Genomic DNA, 18491 nt, shown 5'->3' on the forward strand with positions numbered 1-18491 from the left:
TTATCTGATGCAAAACTGGGCTTAAACAATAAGGTGGTTACCGTCGCCGGCGGACTTGCCCCGGGTGCAACCACAACCGATGTGGAGGTGTACACCTTAACCCAGGCCGATAAAGATTTGGGTACGGTAACCAATACCGCAACCGTAAATGCGAAAACCCTGGGTGGTGCAAATGTATCAGACGTTTCCGGAACAGCCGAAACGAACAATACACCAACCGTTACTACTTTCCCTAAATCGCCGGCAGCTGTTGATGATAAGGCGCAAACCGTGGCCAATGCACCGGTGGTAATCAATGTACTGGCAAATGATGATCCGGGCAACTCAACCTTCGATAAATTAACAGTCGAGATTGTAAGCCAGCCTAAACACGGTACCGTAAAAGTAAATGCCGATGGTACGTTAACTTACACCCCGGATCCGGGTTATGTGGGCGATGATGTGTTTACCTACCGCGTAAAAGATGCTTATGGCTATTACACCAACGTAGCATCCGTAACCTTAACGGCAAACTTCACCGGTATTACCATTCCAAACCTGTTTACGCCAAACGGCGATGGCATTAACGATACCTTCGAGATCATTGGCCTAAACCAGTACCAGGCCAGCGAACTGCAGATCGTAAACAGATGGGGTAATGAAGTATTCCATGCCAAAGGTTACCAGAACAACTGGACGGGCGAGGGATTAAACGAAGGTACTTATTACTACTTATTGCGTGTTAAAAAGGCAAACAGCGAGGAGTTCGAAGTGTACAAAGGTTACATCACATTAATCAGGGCGTTTAAAAAATAGGATAAGACTTAGTTCGGCCAGGTTTCTAAAACCAGGCCGAACACTAAGATGTTAAGATAATGAAGAAATTAATATGGTTAATAGCAGGTTCGTTTTTGTTGCTTTCGCGACCGGTATCTGCACAACAGGATGCCCAGTACAGTCAGTACATGTTTAACGGAATTTACATTAATCCGGCTTATGCGGGCTATAAAGAAGTACTCAATGTGCATAGCTTTTACCGTAGCCAGTGGACGGGCATTACCGGAGCACCAAGGAGCATGTCGCTTGCAGTAGATGCCATTGCCAACAGCGGTAACGTGGGGCTTGCCCTCCAGGTGGCCAGCGATAAACTGGGTGCGCAGAATAACCTGAGCATTTATGGTAACTACGCTTACCGCATCAGGATGAACGATGATGGCAGCTCGAGGTTAGCTTTAGGCCTTGGGGTAGGGATGGTGCAGCTGGGTATCGACGGCTCCATGCTCAATCCAAATAACCCGGAGCCTAACCAGCCTGTTGGCATGCAGAGTACCATTGTGCCCGATGCGAGGGCAGGGGTGTACTTCGCCAACGATAAATATTATGCCGGTTTCTCGGTTGATAACCTGATTGCCACTTACATCAATATCGACCGCTATGCCTTTATCCCACAGCCCAAACCGCATTATTATTTAACCGCAGGGGCATTGTTCCCGCTTAACGAAGATTTTCAGGTCAAACCTTCCTTCCTGTTAAAAGATGACCGTGGCGGCCCGACCAGTTTAGATGTAAATGCATTCCTTATGATTAAAGATTTTTTATGGGTTGGTGGTTCGTACCGTACAGGCGTAAAGTTGTACGATAAAAGCTATCTTCAAAAAGACCTTACCCCACGAAATTCAGCGGTAGCAGCAATCCAGGTTTTTCCTTCAGAGAAAATCAGGATCGGTTATGGATACGATTTCTCCGTTGGTCCGTTGCAGGGCTACAGCGGCGGCACTCACGAAATTTCTTTATCTTATTCATTCATCAAACCAAACATCAGGATTAAATGCCCGAGGGTGTTTTAGATCCGAGTTGGTATATCATGAGGATTGGTTATCAAACGAGTTATGTAAAACAAAAAACGAGACAAACAGCGTAAAAACTGATTTGCCTCGTAAGGTGCTCCCGACGAGATTCGAACTCATATCGATGGTACCGGAAACCATAATTCTATCCATTGAACTACGGGAGCAAGGCTGCAAATATAGGATTTGAAAACATATTTTTTTGACATTTAGATAAAAAAATACACTTATTTCCGCTTTAGTTTTATTAGGCAAAGTTTTTAATGAAACCTCAAACGGATGATCATTTCGATCTGGCCTGGGCTTATCATAATATTGGCCAAAATTATTCAATATCAACTAATTTTAGGGTTAGAATGATCTCAAGGGCTCAACCACAATTTGATACGATACTTGTTGTGCTTAGTGATCAAATGGATTTTTAATTACCAATATTTGGTGTGCGAAGGTAAATTTTACTTATCAGGTAAAATAGAAATGGGGATATTTATCGAAACCCTGTAGAAGTTACTTTCCGGCCCATGATGAAATGACACCTGATCGCCAAACGCAAATTTTAGACGTTTTATGATGTTGGTGAGTCCGTTGTTTCCATTATTTTCACCCTTATTGTACCCTATTTTGTTTAAGGTTTCTATGGTTAGGATATCATTAGTACATAAAACGGATATCCTTGCGGGGAAGTTTTCATCATAGCTATTTCCGTGCTTGAAGATATTTTCAACCATCGTAAGTAGTACCAACGGCAAAAATCTGAGTTCCATTGCATCTCTGTCAAACCGAGTTCTGATATTCAACTGCTCAGATGATCTTAACCGATAGATATGAATCAGTTTTTCAATCTGAGAAACTTCATCTCCCAATAAAATGTATTCATTACTATCGGAAGATGCAATTGCATATCGCATCATATCTGAAAGGGAAATTATTACTTCTGCGGCCACACTGCTACACTTGACAACATTATGGTACACGAAATCCAGCGTGTTGAATAGAAAATGTGGGTTGATCTGTGCTTTTAAATAGTCGTTCTGGGCAATGGAAAGAATTCTGCCCATCTGCTCTTCTTTAATAATGTTGTTAAGACGCAGTTCTTCTAACAAGGTGCTTTTTCTTTTTTCCCTTATATAGTTCATCAGGAAATAGTATGCTGTTGAAAATGCCGTGAAATATATACAGCGGTAAAGTTCTTTGAGCATGAATTTTTCGTCCAGTTCTACACTTTTAATATGGGTAATGTAGTGGAACCGGATCAGCAGGACATCAGTTAGAAAATTCAGGTATATATATGTACCTATAGCCAGGATAAAAAAAACAGGGATTTTGAGTGGTATCAACTTCTTTTCCTTAAGACACCATGGGAGTCCGACTTCTGCAATGATGTAGAAATAGCAAATTATGGTGAAATAGTGAACAGTATAGGTGAGCGGCCTGCCATATATTCCAAATACCAGCCCAACTACTACAGTTTCGTAGAAGATAAATAAGGTCCAGATTAAGATATGTATCCATTTTTTTCTGACCCAAAGTAATGCAGTCTTAATCATGCAATATTCCTTTTATATATACAATACTTGGCTTCCTGTATAACCTGTTATAATAAATTATGGATAATCGATAGTTTCATTCAAAAAAATATGAAAGCTAATTCCGTTAAACTTATCCGCCGCAGAATATTTTTCTTCAGTTCCATAAAAGGCAGTGGACATAAAAATGAAACAGAACCTACGATTGCCACGATCTCACTGACCCTTACTGGTGTCGTTTGATATACCTTTATTGATTTCTGCGTTTTGGTTTGATGAGATTCGTATTAATGAATTCATCAAAACTTTTCCGATAGTGATCCCCTATGGAGATTTTAATACCATTGACCATTTTGATCATGTTTCCATCAATATACTCGATATATTCCTGAGCTATGATGAAACTTCTCTGAAATTGTAATAGCCCCTTTCTGGGTCTTATTTTCTGAGAAAATTCTGTAAGGGACATATAGGTCATGATACTTGCAGAGGTTGTGTGCAACTGGATATAGTTCAGTTTACTCTCTACAGCAATAATTTCGCTAACATTTACCCTGATCAGCCTGTGGTCATCCTTGCTTTTTACAAAAACAAAATCTTCCTCGATCTGAAGTTCAGAGGTTCTGCTACGACTTGGGAAGAGTTTTTGAAAAGTACTTATAAACTTGCCAACAGAATATGGCTTTAATAAAAAAGCATCTGCATCAGCTTCAAAAGCATTATAGCCATATTTTGAATGGGCCGTTGTGAAAACAAGTTTTTTCGTGTTTTTTCTGATCTCTACAGCCAGTTCAAGACCTGACATTCCGGGCATATCGATATCCAGTAGTATCAGGTCTAATACCGGCATTTCACGGATTTCTAAGAGCGCTTTTGTAGGATCTGTAAAGGTCTGTATCAGATTAAGTTCAGGGATTTTATCGATATATCCGGTAAGGCCTTCAATTGAATGTAGTTCATCATCTACGATAATGCATTTATACATATAGTGTCAGTTCAGACACAAATGTAATAATCCGTTCACAAATAGCTAATTGCCGTTACGGAAAGCCTGTTTTTCTACATGGATAGGTTATTTCGGAATGTTAACAGGATTATTGTTATTAAAATCTTCAGCCAGTTGGGATGCTTCTTTAATGATTTGGTTTGGATATCCGGACATGGCCAGTATTTTAATGGCATTTCTGGTTTTCAACGGCCCTTTCTTTAGCCGATGATCAAAGTTCATCTGATCATTCAGGATTGTTTCGGTAAAATGGTATAAATCGAATTCTTCACCAAGAAGTCCGGACAGTTCTACATCATGGGTGGAAACAAATACTAGATTGCCGGAATTTTTAAGGTAAGACAAGATCGCCTTTGCGGAAGAAATTCTTTCAGAGGTATTGGTGCCTTTGAAGATTTCGTCGATCAAAAATATGTTCAGGTACCCGCTTGTTGCATTATCGATCAGTTCCTTCATTACGTTTACCTCCTGCAGGTAATAACTTTTACCCTCGAAGATGTCGTCATCGATTCTGATAGAGGAAAACAGCCTTAGGAATGGGGCGCTGTAATTTTCGGCATAACAGGTATAGATGGTCTGGGCCAGCAATGAATTGATGGCAAGCGCCCTTAAAAATGTTGTTTTTCCCGACATATTAGAGCCCGTTATCAGTATTCCCTTTTCTGATACGTCCAGGGAATTAGGTACACAACCTTGAACGAGCGGATGAACGGCATCTTTTATTGAAAATCTCTCTCCCGGTGCTACGAGAAAAGGTTTACATACCTTTTCAGCTCCAGCTCTCAGTGAGGCCACCGAAATTGCCATGTCGATCCCACCGATATATTCGAAAATGAGTGAAACCTGTTGCTGGTTTTTTTCTATTGATCTGATAAGACCGAATATGGTAAAGAGGTCGACAAGAAATATTGCTTTCAGGATTTCAAACAGATAAATGGGTATCTGGCTGATATCTGCCGCACCGGTTGGATTAGTCTGAACAAAGAGTAATCGGATCTTTCTCTGGATTTTTTTGAATACCGCTGCTCCCCTTATTGGCTTTTGGTCAAAAGGAAGGTTTTTTTTTGATAACTTCTGAGCCACCTTTATCAATATATCCAGTTGTATAAGTGATCTGGTGAAGGATAAAATATGTCGCTTGTTCCAATAGTTGAGATAGGTAACATTATAGGCAACGATAAAAATGGCAACCAGAAATGCTATGGGAAATTTAAAAGAAATAAGAATGCAGGCTACCAGTGCGAGTATATCAAGGATTATATAGCGAAACCATTTGGGTTTTTCTATCAGCTCATCTTTTAGTAAAAGCGAAACGGAATAAGCATCCCGCGATTCCAATCTGTTCAATTCAAGCTGGACTTCTTCCCTTAACGCTGGGTTTTCTGAGAAAAAAACGGCCTGTTGATCAAGTTTTTTTAATTCATCCAGGTTATCTGTCGGGTTTTGCAGCTTATTGAATAAAAACTGTTCACCAATTTTACTGGAGGTATGGTTGATGTGGACAAAAAGCTGAAAAAAATCAATGTCTGAAAGCGTTTGAGCAGTTAACTGATGGAAGTCACCTAACTTTTTTACGGGACTGTACCAGCCCAGCTGAACAATATCCACGGTGTCTTCCTTAGCTTTCCCCCAGTTTTTCTTCAGATTCGCCAGCAGTTTCACTTTGGATCTTTTTTGATTGTTGACCAGGAAAAAAAAGAGCAGCGCTAAAAAAGATACTGTAGCAAATACATAGATCATAATCGTATAATAGTCATCACAATTTACTGAACAGATCCGGAACCTCTTTAATTTTATTTAATTTTTTTTCCAAAACTCAGGCCTGGTTTAAAAACTGACGTGCATAGCCTGATACTACCCGGTCCGGGTCATTAACCAGTGAAGTCCAGATAGATTGTTTCTCATTGGTTATATGTCCCAATGTATCATAAGCCTTGATCCTGATGTGTGGATATTTATGTTTGGTTGCTATTTGTTCAACCAGGTCTATTGATCTGGAATCCCCGTATATCTTGGCAAGCTCTAAAATTAAATGCCGTCCCGATCCTGCGGCAGAAACATGTGAATCGATAATACCATTCTTCACATCAAAATAATACTGTTCCTGGTTAATCATACCCGGGTCGTTGTACATGATATTTAAAGATACGGATTGTTCCATGGGAGGGTGCTGGGCATGTATATCTTTGGAAGCGCGGTAAAGCATGGCTTTGCCCTGCTGAAGATTGGTCCGCTCAAGATATTTCAGATCCACCTTTTCCCCGATATAACCGATCACACGGTCATTATCGTATTCCCAAATGTCTGTTTCATAACCATTATTAAGGTATCCGACAGTCAGGAAAGAGAAATTGTGATCATGGGCCCTTAAGGTATGGTATATGTCTTCCTGTTTTTTTTGTCTTTGAACTTCTTCCGGTTGCCCATTCCATAGTACGCATCTGATAAGATAGAGCGGATGTTTGTGCATAATAAATATATCGCAGTTGTAGCGGTTGTCTTCCTGAAAAGTGGCAAATTCTTCCAGGCCCCGATGCAGGTATTCACTAAGAAAAGACCTGTTGTTAGATAGCATCTGCAGGGATTCCACACAGTCAATCAATGACTGGTCGTTATTTGGTTTAATGATTCCATTGATGTCATTTATAAAATCGTCGAATGAAATTGCTTTTTCGGTATTGAGGTTATATGAAAATGCCATGATTATGCTGTTAGTTGAAGTCCTATAAGTTTTTTGGTCTGTTGCGCGGCATATCTTACTTCGGGGTGTGGATCGTTCAGCATTGAGTCGAGCGCGTTACAGCCCTGATCAAAGTCAAGCTGGATAAGGCTTTTAAATGCTGCCCATCTGATGTTGTGTTTATCATGCTTGAGCATTTCCATCATCGATGTAATGGAGCTGGGATGGCCTAGATCCGCTAGCAGGTTACAAACATTCTCTAACCGGGAATCGTGAACGGATGCCACAAGCTGTTCCGGGAGACCTGTTGCTAAATTATATGTCCAGGTGAAGGTTGACGGTTGTTTAGTCATCAGGGTAAGGATAATTATCTTCTTATTTTCTTTATCCTTATTGTAGATGAAAATGTCACGGTGTTTTTTGATGATCAGGCATTCACCGAATGGAAGCTTGAGGTCATCCGAAACAAGCGCAAGTTTCTTGCTCTTGTCTATTATAGCTGGATTTTCAGTATCTTTCTGCTGGAACAGGCTATAGGAAATTCCATCCTGAGTTAAGCATAGTATCAGCACGTCCTGATCAAAACTGGAAGAGTACACGTTTACTTCAGGTATATATTGGGAATCTACTACAGTGAGCTCTAATGTGTAATTTTTTGCGTTGATCAAACTGAGCGAAGTGTATTTACCTCCCGAAGGAATATGCAGCTCATTGGTATTGATCTGGTTCAGTTCATAGTCGATCAGATCAGGAAGAAATGACCGGGTTGCAATTTTTTTAAATTCATTCACTACATATCCCTCTGTGAAATCGGATGGGGCTATAGCTGAGGCAAAATCATGGAATTCCCTAATGGCGCTGATATTATTGATTCGGTGGGTCTCTGCGTTATTCATTTTGTGCCGGTTGGTTAAGTTTAATGAAAATGCAGGAAATCAAATGTTTTCCTGCATTTTTGTTGGTTAAAGAGCTACAACGATGATTACGATCCCGTCGATAACCAAAATAGCTTCTGCTGGTGCAACAGATTCGTTCGAACTGAAAACTCTGTTTTCTAACTCAGGCATTTTAAATTTCATAATGTTTAATTTGAGAATTTCCCTACTATCAATGCAACATGCTTATGGCCTACTTTCAGGTTTTATCAGGCCAGTTTCCATTTAACGTTGTTCTACTATATCAGCAGTTGTCGTTCAACAGTCAACTGAATAAATATCGCAGAAAGAAAACCTCATTTAATACCCCTTATTTAAAAGGTTAGTTATTGTATTCGAAATAAATATTTTTGGGGAAAGAAAGTTTGGTAAGGCGCATAGTCCAAGCTATATCGTCCTATACTTAAAAAAGAAATACAGGTAATCCATCAATTTCCTTCAGGCTATGGGAATCATAGTTTTAGTCTTGTCAATTACCACTCTGCATTCCCGGTGAAGTTTTTATAATAGGTGTTTTTAGTCAATTTGATAGTCCATCGGTTTTGACCGAAAACCATATTTCAGTCTAACAAATATCACCCTCATCTAAATATCGAATTATTGCAAGTATTACTTTGATTCTACGAATTCCTGGTTGTTTACATCAAGTATAAAATCTGAATAAAATGATCGGAGAAAATTATATAGAAAAATCAAATACATTTTACCGAAATATAAGGCAAATTTTAACCAATAATCCCATCTTAAATTTGCTTCCACTCAACCTGATGTTTTTTATGTTAAAATAATATTAAATCATTTCCCTAACATTCCCTGCATGGTGGCTTTATGTACCTGTCTTTTTAAATTAGCCTGTTTAATACACGGATTTTAGGGGCTTGGGTTGGCTTTTTAGGAAATAAAAATGCACCTTTGCGAACCGTTAATAGAGGTTTAGGCATGTAATAAATTAAATTTGGTGTATGGAAGAAATAGTTGTGGAAGAAATTCAGGAACTACTTGAAAAAGAGAATGATAAAGCTTTAAAGCAATATCTCGATCAACTGAATATTTCGGATGTTGAAGAACTGATTGATGAACTTCCACAATATGCAGCTAAATTTATCGAAACCCTATCCCTCAACAGGGCTGTAAACGTATTCAGGATCCTGGATTTTCCTACCCAGGAGCGTATTATTAAAAAACTTTCGGGCAATAAGCTCAATCAGATCATCAAAGATTTGCCGCCAGACGACCGTACGGCGCTTTTTAGTGAGTTAAAAGGCGATGTCGTAAAAAAGATGATTACCCTTTTACCCCCCGAAGAACGTAAAGAATCGCTCGCACTTTTAGGTTATAAAGAAGATAGTATTGGCCGTTTAATGACGCCGGATTACATTGCTGTAAAACCCGAATGGTCTATTACCCGCGTTTTGGCACACATCAGGCGATACGGAAAAAATTCTGAAACCATCGACGTGGTTTACGTAATCGATAAAGACGGGGTATTATTAGATGATATCCGTATCCGAGAGGTTTTACTGGCCGATCCGGAAGCCATTATAGGCGAACTTACCGATAAACGTTTCATTGCACTAAAAGCTAATGATCCGCAGGAAGATGCGATCAACATCTTCAGGATGAATAACCGTGTGGCTTTACCCGTTGTGGATGAAAGTAATATCCTGTTGGGAATCGTTACCGTTGATGATATTTTGTGGATTGCGAACGAAGAATATACAGAAGATATGCACAAAATAGGGGGTACCGAAGCCCTTGATGAACCTTATCTCGATATTCCGATCTTAAAACTCGTAAAAAAACGTGCTGGCTGGCTGATTGTGCTGTTTCTTGGCGAAATGTTAACTGCAACTGCTATGCAGCATTTCGAAATCGAACTCGAAAAAGCAGTGGTTTTATCGTTGTTTATTCCATTAATCATGAGTAGCGGGGGGAATAGTGGTTCGCAGGCTTCTACCTTGATTATTCAGGCCATGGCCCTTGGCGAAGTTACCATAGCCGAATGGTGGCGCGTTATGCGCCGCGAGTTGGTATCGGGCGCTTTACTGGGCATTATTTTAGGTACAATTGGTTTTATCCGCATTATAACCTGGCAGGAATTGCATCTTTACAACTACGGTCCGCATTGGTTTTTAATTGCCACAACCATATTTTTTACTTTGGTTGGCATTGTGTTGTGGGGCAGTTTAATCGGTTCGATGATGCCTATTATTTTGAAAAAACTGAAACTTGATCCGGCCACTTCTTCAGCGCCATTTGTAGCCACCATGGTAGATGTAACCGGGATTGTAATCTACTTTAGTGTTGCAGTATTGATTTTAAAAGGCGTTTTACTTTAAACTTATATCATGCAAAAGAAAATTACCACACTTTTTACCGATATCGGCGGCGTTTTATTAACCAATGGCTGGGACAGGCAGGCAAGGGGAGAAGCAGCCGTACTTTTTAACCTCGATTCTGTTGATCTCGAAGAACGTCATCACCTTACTTTCGACACTTATGAAGTGGGTAAACTAACGCTTGATGAATATTTAGAAAGGATTGTTTTCTTCGAAGAACGTAGCTTTAGCTATGATGACTTTAAGGAATTCATGTTCAAAAAATCACTTCCTTATCCCGAAATGATCCGGTTGATCTGCGAACTTAAAAAGAAATACAATTTAAAAGTAGCCGTAATCAGCAATGAGGGCAGGGAATTGAATCAATACCGCATCAACACTTTTAAACTGAATGAATTTGTCGATTTTTTTGTGTCGTCGAGTTTTGTGCATTTCCGCAAGCCTGATGCTGATATCTTTAAAGTAGCCATCGATATTTCGCAAAGTGATGTAGAAACCAGTTTGTACATTGATGATAGAATGCTTTTTGTTCAGGTTGCCGAAGGTTTGGGTTTGAAGGGCATTCATCACAATAGCTACGAAGATACCAAAACACAATTAGCCGCGTACGGGTTGGAGGTTTAAGTTTGTAATTATTCCCGCAGATTTCACTAATTCGCGCGGAATCAATAAAAAGTACCGTCATTGCGAGGAGGAACGACGAAGCAATCTTTCCTGCTTGTGATACATTCAAGAAAGATTGCTTCGTCGGCTGAAAAAGCCTTCTCGCAATGACGAATTTGGCGGCTTATTATTGTGCTATAATTCCTCTGTAATTTATGCAATAAATTATTCCTAGAAATGACAGTAACTTTTGAAGTTGTACGCATTAACCATCTTTCATTCATATTGACTTTTACAGAATAAATTACTACCTGTAAACATAGTTCCGTGTAAATCCGTGCATCAGTGGTAAAAACCTTGGCAAAAAGCACTATAACAAAAAAAGCCACTCGCAAGAGTGGCTCTGTGTAATTTATATTTAGTTTTTAAACATTAAACCTGAAGTGCATGATGTCGCCATCCTCCACTACATAAGTTTTTCCTTCTACACCAAGCTTACCAGCATCTTTACAGGCATTTTCAGAACCCAGCGTTACAAAATCGTTATATTTAATTACCTCTGCGCGGATAAAACCCTTTTCAAAATCGGTGTGGATTACACCTGCAGCCTGTGGTGCCGTAAAACCTTTGGTAATCGTCCAGGCCCTAACTTCTTGTACACCAGCTGTGAAGTAGGTGTAAAGGTTTAATAATTTATAAGCCGCGCGGATCAGTTTATTTACACCAGATTCAGTTAAACCTAAATCGGCTAAAAATTCCTGACGCTCTTCGTAGCTTTCCAGTTCAGCAATTTCCGATTCAATTTTTGCAGAAATTACCAGAACTTCTGCATTCTCATCAGCAACATTTGCCTTTACTAAATCAACATATTTATTGCCTGTAACTACAGATGCTTCATCAACATTACAAACATACATCACCGGTTTTTGGGTAAGTAAACCTAAATCTTCAATAAAATCGAAATCTTCCTGTGCCAAAGGTGCAGTACGGACAGATTTGCCACTTTCTAAGTGTGATTTAACTACGGTTAAAATTTCGTAGGTACGTTTAGCATCCTTATCACCGCCGGTTTTAGCCATTTTCTCTACCTTTTGAATCCGTTTATCAACCGTATCCAAATCTTTAAGCTGTAACTCCGTATCAATAATTTCACGATCGCGGATCGGATCAACAGAACCATCCACGTGGATAACGTTTCCATCATCAAAGCAGCGTAAAACGTGGATAATAGCATTTGTAGCACGGATGTTCCCTAAAAACTGGTTTCCCAGGCCTTCACCTTTTGATGCACCTTTTACCAAACCGGCAATATCTACAATCTCAATGGTATTGGGTTGCACCTTGTTTGGTTTAACCAGCTCAGCAAGTTTAGTTAAACGATCATCAGGTACTGTAATTACGCCAACATTGGGCTCAATTGTACAAAAGGGAAAGTTCGCTGCCTGCGCCTTTGCATTTGATAAACAGTTAAAAAGAGTCGATTTTCCCACATTTGGTAAACCAACTATACCACATTGTAATGCCATTATTTATTAGTCTTTAAGTCTTTAGTCCACAGTCTTTAGTCGGTAATCGCTTTATCCATCACATATCCATCTTACATTTTCCGTATTACAAGTCCGCTAAAACCGCGCAAAGATAAGCTTTTAAAACCTTTATTTAAACCCTTGCTATTGTATCAAATCTATATTTTATCTATGTTTAGCCGAAAATACAGATACATAAATGGAAGATTTTGAAAAAGAAGTGCCTCAGGAAGTAAAATTAATCGTTACTGAAGAAATGCGGAGTTACTTTTACGATATGAATAAATGGGCCCGGTTTTTATCAGTTGTGGGTTTTGTTATCTCGGCATTTTTAACCTTAGGCTCGTTTGGTATAGGGGCTGCAGTTACTGCTAATCCAGGAATGCTCAATCAATTAGGTCCGTTAGCTGGCATCGGCGCTACAGGGATTACCATATTTTACCTGCTACTGGCTTTGTTCTTTTTTTACCCGAGTTTATTGCTGTTCCGTTTTTCTACAAAAGGTAAACAGGGAATTTTGTTCGGCGACCAGGAAAATTTAAACGATGCCATTGCCCATGTAAAATCGCTATTTAAATTTTGGGGAATCCTTACAATCATATTTATTGCAAGTTACTTCCTGCTGCTATTGGCGGTGCTCGCAGGCGGAGGCATAAAATAAAATATTACGCACACAAAAAAGCCTCCCTGTTTTTTAAAATCAGGAGGCTTTTTTTATTGAAATTATATTACTTAAAAAGTAAAATCGTCGTTTGATCTGGTACTATGTTCTCCATTTTCAGAGTATTCATAGCGTTTTTCAACCACATCCTGGTGGGTTTTGATATAATCAACAGTTTCGTTTAATCCTTCTGCAAATTTTTCAAAGTCTTCTTTATATAAAAAGATTTTATGTTTTACAAACACACCGTCTTCTAATCTTTTCTTGCTCTCGGTAACTGTTAAATAATAATCACCCGATCTAGTAGCCTTCACGTCGAAGAAATAAGTTCTCTTACCTGCTCTTACTTTCTTTGAAAAAACTTCTTCTCTTTCCTTGTTGTCGAATTCTCCCATGGTTGGTATTGATGTTGGTTTTTGGTTTCGGTAAATATAAAGCAAATATTTAAAGTTCAAAATACAATTTTAATACAATTTAAATAGTTCGCGTTTCCTCCTCCAAAAGCTGGTTGTTATAAAGCTCCGTATAGCTGCCGTTTTTACTAAGTAATTCATTGTGTGTGCCTTGTTCGATGATTTTTCCATTATCAAGCACTAAAATCTTATCCGCATTTTTAATGGTAGAAATCCGGTGGGCAATTAAAATACTTGTTTTTCCGGCCATAATTTTGCCCAGGTTTTGCAATATTTCCTCCTCCGTTTTGGTATCAACAGCCGAAAGACAGTCGTCAAATATCAAAATCTTTGGCGATTTAATCAGGGCACGGGCAATAGAAACCCTTTGTTTTTGTCCGCCAGAAAGCGTAATGCCACGTTCGCCAAGCATCGTTTCAAATTTTTCTTCAAAACCGATAATATTGGTATAAACCGACGCATTTTTCGCAGCTGTATGCACTTCTTCATCGGTAACCGTATCTAAACCAAAGGCGATGTTGTTCTTTATCGTATCCGAAAAGAGGAAAACTTCCTGTGGTACAAAACCAATCTGCCCACGGTAATCTTTCAAATTTAGTGCTTTAATATTTTTGCCATCAACATCAATTGCACCGTTCTCTACATCATACATTCGCATAATCAGGTTGGCCAATGTCGATTTTCCCGAACCGGTTTTTCCGATAATTGCTACAAATTCGCCACTGTTAATCTCAAAACTTACGTCTTTTAAGGCTTCAATGCCCGTATCCGGATAGGTGAAACTTACGTGATCGAACTTGATATTGCCCGATAAAGTCCTTTCCGAAGTTTCTTTTGACTGAATATCAGATGGGATATCCAGAAATTCATTAATCCTTTTTTGCGAGGCTGCAGCCCTTTGGATCAATGAGGTTACCCAGCCCAGCATCGTTACCGGAAAGGTTAACTGATTGATGTAAATGATAAATTCCGCAATATTCCCTGCCGTAATGCTGCCGTTCATCACCTGGATGCCACCTATATATATGGTTAAAATGGTACTCAAACCAATTAATAATAGCATGGTAGGATAAAACAGTGCCGATACTTTAACCAGGCTCATCGAGTCTTTTTTGTAATCATTGCTCTGGATTTCGAACATATTACGCGTATAATCTTCACGCACGTAAGATTTAATGATCCTGATGCCCGAAAAACGTTCCTGTACAAAACTCGAAAGGTCTGATAAGCGTTCCTGTATTTTTCCGCTCTTTTTAAAAATCAGGGTATTTACATAATAAATAATCACCACCAAAAAGGGAAGGGGCAATAAACAATACACAGCCAGTTTAGAATTTACGTCAAACATCGACCAGATAATGAGTACCGATAGCACAAAAGTATTAATGGTGTACATAATTGCCGGACCAACGTACATCCTCACGCGGTTAACATCCTCTGTAGCGCGGTTCATTAAATCACCCGTATTATTCCTCCGGTAAAAGCCCAGGCTAAGCTCCTGGTAATGCTGATAAATATCGTTTTTCATGTCAAATTCGATATGCCGCGACATTAAAATAATGGTTTGCCGCATAAAGAATAAGAAAAGTCCACGCAATAAATAAAGCACAATAACCAAAAGGCCGAAATATAAGAGGTTGCTGCTAAAAATATCGTAAATAATCGCCTGACGATCAAAACCGTGAAAAAGGTTGAAGATCTGGATGTTTTCCGTAATCAGATCCACGGCGTAACCAATCACCTGTGCCGGCACCACACCAAAAATATTAGAAATCACCACGAAAATACTTCCGGGGATAATCCACCATTTGTATTTGAGAAAGTATTTGTTTAATCGGCTCAGATGTTTCATGTTGTACAAACTTAGATAATTTTGTTATTTCATGCGGCATATTTATACATTCAGACTTAAGCTTTAAAAAATAATGACAGTTTGGGATGTAAAAGGGAAGATGTGAAATGGGGGATGTAGGATAACTTGGCTGTGCTCAGGTGGTCTATTGTTATTTAGAAAAGCAAGGTTCGGTGCTTTTTGGGGTACTTCAGTCCTGCTATCGCTTCAAGTCCTCTCCCGATGCTAATTTAGTGCCGATTCATCGGTAACGAATCGGGATGCGGGCTTTCCACTTTATCAGGTTTATTTAACAAAAGCCTGTAGGTTTTGTCATCCTGAGGCACGAAGGATCTTCTTGTTCCAAGCCCAGGTTCGTGTCTCTACAAACAAACGTAATTTACCCAAATAATACTTTTTTGAACAAATAACTTTGTTTATTTAATCCCGTTCGAATTAATTTTGTTATAGTTTCGTTAAATACGTGTAATAATGGTTTTTTATTTTAATTTTGCAGCAGGTTAGCCGAACGTTTAATATGCCAGCAAATTCTCCGTCAGATTCATCAATTTTAGATCAATTAAGTGCTTATGGGCATAAAAAATTGGTTTTCTGTAATGATCCCGATACAGGTTTAAAAGCAATTATTGCTATACACGATACCACTTTAGGTCCTGCTTTAGGCGGAACACGGATGTGGAGTTATTCTACCGAAAGCGAAGCCCTGGAAGATGCCCTTCGTTTATCACGCGGAATGACCTATAAAGCCGCCATTACAGGTTTAAATCTTGGTGGTGGAAAAGGCGTTATCATCGGCGATTCGAGAAAAGATAAAACAGAAACATTAATGCGCAGCTACGGCAGGTTTATTAAAAACCTGAACGGCGAATTTATTACAGCTGAAGAAATGGGTACTAACACGCGCGATATGGAATATATCCGTATGGAAACCACCCATGTTACCGGTGTTCCCGAATCAATCGGTGGTGCAGGTAATCCTGCACCTTTTACAGCACAAGGTGTTTATTTAGGTATTAAAGCCAGCGTTAAGGAGGTTTTTGGTACCGATATGCTGGCCGGCCGAACCATTGTAGTACAAGGAATTGGTAACGTTGGCGAACATTTGGTTGCTTTGTTAAGAAAAGAAAATGCCGAAGTACTCATCAGTGATATTAACCAGGAGCAGTTAACCTATGTTGCAAGGAAATATAAAGCTAAACCAATAGAGGCTGATAAAATTTTCACTACCGATGCCGATGTTTATGCCCCATGTGCCATGGGTGCTACGGTAAACAACAAAACCATCGAAAAAATGAAATTTGCAATCATTGCAGGTTCGGCAAATAATCAGTTAAAAGATGAGCTTTTAGATAGCCAATTGCTTTTGAAAAAAGGAATTTTATTCGCACCGGATTATTTAATTAATGCGGGTGGGTTAATTGCATGCTATTCTGAACTAACTGGTTTTGGTAAAAAACGTACCGTACAGCTTACCGAAAATATTTATGATGCTACCCGTAGCGTAATAAAATTAAGCAAAGCAGAAAATATTTCAACAAATATTGCCGCAAACCAGATTGCGGAAAAACGGATTGCAGATGTTAAAAAAATTAAATCGTCATATTAAATCATAATTATTAAAACAGGTTTTAAAAAACCACACTCGTTCTTACATTCATGTTAAACAGAAGGCACTTAAGAATCAAAGCTTTGCAAAACATTTTTGCATGGCACATGGCAGACAAAAAAGACATTAAAGGTGATTTAAAAACCTTAATGCAAAGTATCGATAGCGTGTACGAAATGTACATCTGGATGCTCTCTTTAATGGTAGAAGTTACCGAATTTACTGCTAACGACGCGGCCGAACGCGCAAACAAATTCATTAAAACAGCAGAGGATATCAATCCGAACATGAAATTGCTACACAATAAGTTTAGCATTTTACTGCAGCAGAATCCAGAATATGTATCTGCAATTAAAAAGTACAAGGTAGATTGGGGTTTCGATCCGGAAATCCGTAAAACGGTGTACAATTCTTTAAAAGCATCGAAAGAATATGCCGATTATCTTGCTGATCCAAATGAAAGTTTAGAATCGTCAAAAGATATAATCAAATACATTTTCAGGAAAATCATCTTAAAAAATCAGGCAATTTTGCAGGTTTTTGAAGAGAAGTTTATCAACTGGCAGGTAGATCATGAAGTAATGAAAGGTATGGTGGCCAAAACCCTGAAAAACTTTACTTTCGACGATCCATTTAAAAACAAACTGACCGAAATTAGTGCTGATTGGCTGGAAGACAGTAAATTTGTACAGGATCTTTTCGTACATACCTTACAAAACGACGCCAAATATCAGGAAATGATTGCCGACAGAACTAAAAACTGGGAATCAGAACGTATTGCACTTATGGATACCATTTTGATGAAAATGGCCATTTGTGAGCTGTTAAATTTCCCGTCTATTCCGGTTAAAGTTACCATCAACGAATATTTAGAGTTATCAAAAGATTACAGTACACCGAAGAGTAATTCATTTATAAACGGTATTTTAGACAAAATTTTAGGCGATCTTAAGAAAAATAACACCATTAAAAAGATTGGCCGCGGATTAATCGAAGAATAACATGAAAAGAACATTTATCCTGGCTATCGCTGCACTTTCATTTGCAGCATGCCGCAATGCAAATAATCAGACGTCAGAAACTAAATCGACAGTTTCTGTAGGTAACGATACCTCAAAAACGGCTAAAGTGGCCCCTGCAGATGCACCCGTTATTGTTTTTGAACGTGATATTTACGATTTCGGTAAAATAGAGCAGGGCGAAAAGGTACAGCATGATTTTAAACTTAAAAATACAGGAAAAACACCGCTTGTGGTAAGTAATGCAACAGCTACATGTGGTTGCACGGTTCCTCAGGTACCTGGCGCACCGATTTTGCCGGGTAAAACAGGTATTATCAGTGTAGTTTTTAACAGCGAAGGCAAAATGGGCATGCAGGATAAAGTGATAACCATTACTTCAAATGCAAATCCTACCGTTTCTACTGTTCATTTAGTAGGAGAGGTACTTGCCAAAAAATAATTTGGTTGATGATGAAAAGCGTTAAAGCTTTAATATCAGCTATTTAAAACACAAACA

General features: G+C 38.9%; 16 protein-coding genes and 1 tRNA gene. 8 read left to right on the forward strand and 9 right to left on the reverse strand.

Translation table 11 applies throughout. The features are described from left to right. Both ACTJKC_RS00005 and ACTJKC_RS00010 read left to right on the forward strand, forming a co-directional pair. The coding region (locus ACTJKC_RS00005; RefSeq protein WP_440789188.1) for a gliding motility-associated C-terminal domain-containing protein at nucleotides 1–795 on the forward strand (795 nt) is incomplete at its 5' end. A gap of 59 nt (nucleotides 796–854) precedes the next feature. Further along, nucleotides 855–1826: a PorP/SprF family type IX secretion system membrane protein gene (locus ACTJKC_RS00010; protein ID WP_440789190.1), complete on the forward strand. Its 972-nt coding sequence runs from the start codon at nucleotides 855–857 to the stop codon at nucleotides 1824–1826. A gap of 95 nt (nucleotides 1827–1921) precedes the next feature. Here ACTJKC_RS00010 and ACTJKC_RS00015 read toward each other — a convergent pair. The 6 genes from ACTJKC_RS00015 to ACTJKC_RS00040 form a co-directional block, all read right to left on the reverse strand. Next, nucleotides 1922–1993: transfer RNA gene (locus tag ACTJKC_RS00015), tRNA-Arg, on the reverse strand. Between the two features lie 288 nt (nucleotides 1994–2281). Further along, complete coding sequence (locus ACTJKC_RS00020) at nucleotides 2282–3373, reverse strand: sensor histidine kinase (protein WP_440789192.1); 1092 nt, start codon at nucleotides 3371–3373, stop codon at nucleotides 2282–2284. 229 nt (nucleotides 3374–3602) lie between these two features. Further along, a complete protein-coding gene (locus ACTJKC_RS00025) occupies nucleotides 3603–4337 on the reverse strand; it encodes a LytR/AlgR family response regulator transcription factor (protein ID WP_440789194.1) in 735 nt (244 codons plus the stop codon). 87 nt (nucleotides 4338–4424) lie between these two features. Beyond that, nucleotides 4425–6098, reverse strand: coding sequence for a MutS-related protein (locus ACTJKC_RS00030; RefSeq protein WP_440789196.1), 1674 nt, complete (start codon nucleotides 6096–6098; stop codon nucleotides 4425–4427). A gap of 76 nt (nucleotides 6099–6174) precedes the next feature. Next, a complete protein-coding gene (locus tag ACTJKC_RS00035; protein ID WP_440789198.1) occupies nucleotides 6175–7059 on the reverse strand; it encodes a HEAT repeat domain-containing protein in 885 nt (294 codons plus the stop codon). A gap of 2 nt (nucleotides 7060–7061) precedes the next feature. Further along, the gene (locus ACTJKC_RS00040) at nucleotides 7062–7934 is read right to left on the reverse strand and encodes a HEAT repeat domain-containing protein (protein ID WP_440789200.1); all 873 of its coding nucleotides are present in this window, start codon (nucleotides 7932–7934) and stop codon (nucleotides 7062–7064) included. A 1001-nt stretch (nucleotides 7935–8935) separates the two neighbouring features. On the opposite strand from ACTJKC_RS00040, the gene mgtE reads away from it, so the two are divergent. Together mgtE and ACTJKC_RS00050 are read left to right on the forward strand one after the other, a co-directional pair. After that, nucleotides 8936–10312, forward strand: a complete 1377-nt coding sequence (gene mgtE, locus ACTJKC_RS00045) for a magnesium transporter (RefSeq protein WP_344850588.1) — start codon at nucleotides 8936–8938, stop codon at nucleotides 10310–10312. Nucleotides 10313–10321: 9 nt separating this feature from the next. Continuing rightward, a complete protein-coding gene (locus ACTJKC_RS00050; RefSeq protein ID WP_440789202.1) occupies nucleotides 10322–10936 on the forward strand; it encodes an HAD hydrolase-like protein in 615 nt (204 codons plus the stop codon). A gap of 404 nt (nucleotides 10937–11340) precedes the next feature. Here the strand turns inward: ACTJKC_RS00050 and ychF are convergent, their stop codons facing one another. Beyond that, on the reverse strand, nucleotides 11341–12441 hold the full coding sequence (gene ychF, locus ACTJKC_RS00055) for a redox-regulated ATPase YchF (protein ID WP_344850591.1): 1101 nt from the start codon (nucleotides 12439–12441) through the stop codon (nucleotides 11341–11343). A gap of 199 nt (nucleotides 12442–12640) precedes the next feature. Between ychF and ACTJKC_RS00060 the strand changes: the two genes are divergently transcribed. Then, nucleotides 12641–13102 (forward strand): hypothetical protein, encoded by a 462-nt coding sequence (locus tag ACTJKC_RS00060; RefSeq protein WP_440789204.1) that lies wholly within the window; start codon nucleotides 12641–12643, stop codon nucleotides 13100–13102. A 71-nt stretch (nucleotides 13103–13173) separates the two neighbouring features. Here the strand turns inward: ACTJKC_RS00060 and ACTJKC_RS00065 are convergent, their stop codons facing one another. Further along, complete coding sequence (locus ACTJKC_RS00065; protein ID WP_316823959.1) at nucleotides 13174–13497, reverse strand: DUF3276 family protein; 324 nt, start codon at nucleotides 13495–13497, stop codon at nucleotides 13174–13176. Between the two features lie 79 nt (nucleotides 13498–13576). After that, nucleotides 13577–15367, reverse strand: coding sequence for an ABC transporter ATP-binding protein (locus ACTJKC_RS00070; RefSeq protein WP_440789206.1), 1791 nt, complete (start codon nucleotides 15365–15367; stop codon nucleotides 13577–13579). Nucleotides 15368–15884: 517 nt separating this feature from the next. Here ACTJKC_RS00070 and ACTJKC_RS00075 point away from each other — a divergent pair. Genes ACTJKC_RS00075 through ACTJKC_RS00085 form a run of 3 tightly spaced genes read left to right on the forward strand, consistent with a single transcriptional unit; the run spans nucleotide 15885 to nucleotide 18434 of the window. Further along, nucleotides 15885–16973 carry a Glu/Leu/Phe/Val family dehydrogenase gene (locus ACTJKC_RS00075; protein WP_440789208.1) on the forward strand — a complete coding sequence of 363 codons (1089 nt, stop codon included), beginning with the start codon at nucleotides 15885–15887 and terminating at the stop codon, nucleotides 16971–16973. A 50-nt stretch (nucleotides 16974–17023) separates the two neighbouring features. Continuing rightward, nucleotides 17024–17974 (forward strand): transcription antitermination factor NusB, encoded by a 951-nt coding sequence (gene nusB, locus ACTJKC_RS00080; RefSeq protein WP_440789210.1) that lies wholly within the window; start codon nucleotides 17024–17026, stop codon nucleotides 17972–17974. Between the two features lies 1 nt (nucleotide 17975). Then, nucleotides 17976–18434: a DUF1573 domain-containing protein gene (locus ACTJKC_RS00085; RefSeq protein WP_440789212.1), complete on the forward strand. Its 459-nt coding sequence runs from the start codon at nucleotides 17976–17978 to the stop codon at nucleotides 18432–18434. Nucleotides 18435–18491: the final 57 nt, after the last annotated feature.

It is taken from the genome of Pedobacter sp. 22226, from assembly GCF_052045455.1.
GTDB lineage: Bacteria > Bacteroidota > Bacteroidia > Sphingobacteriales > Sphingobacteriaceae > Pedobacter > Pedobacter jeongneungensis.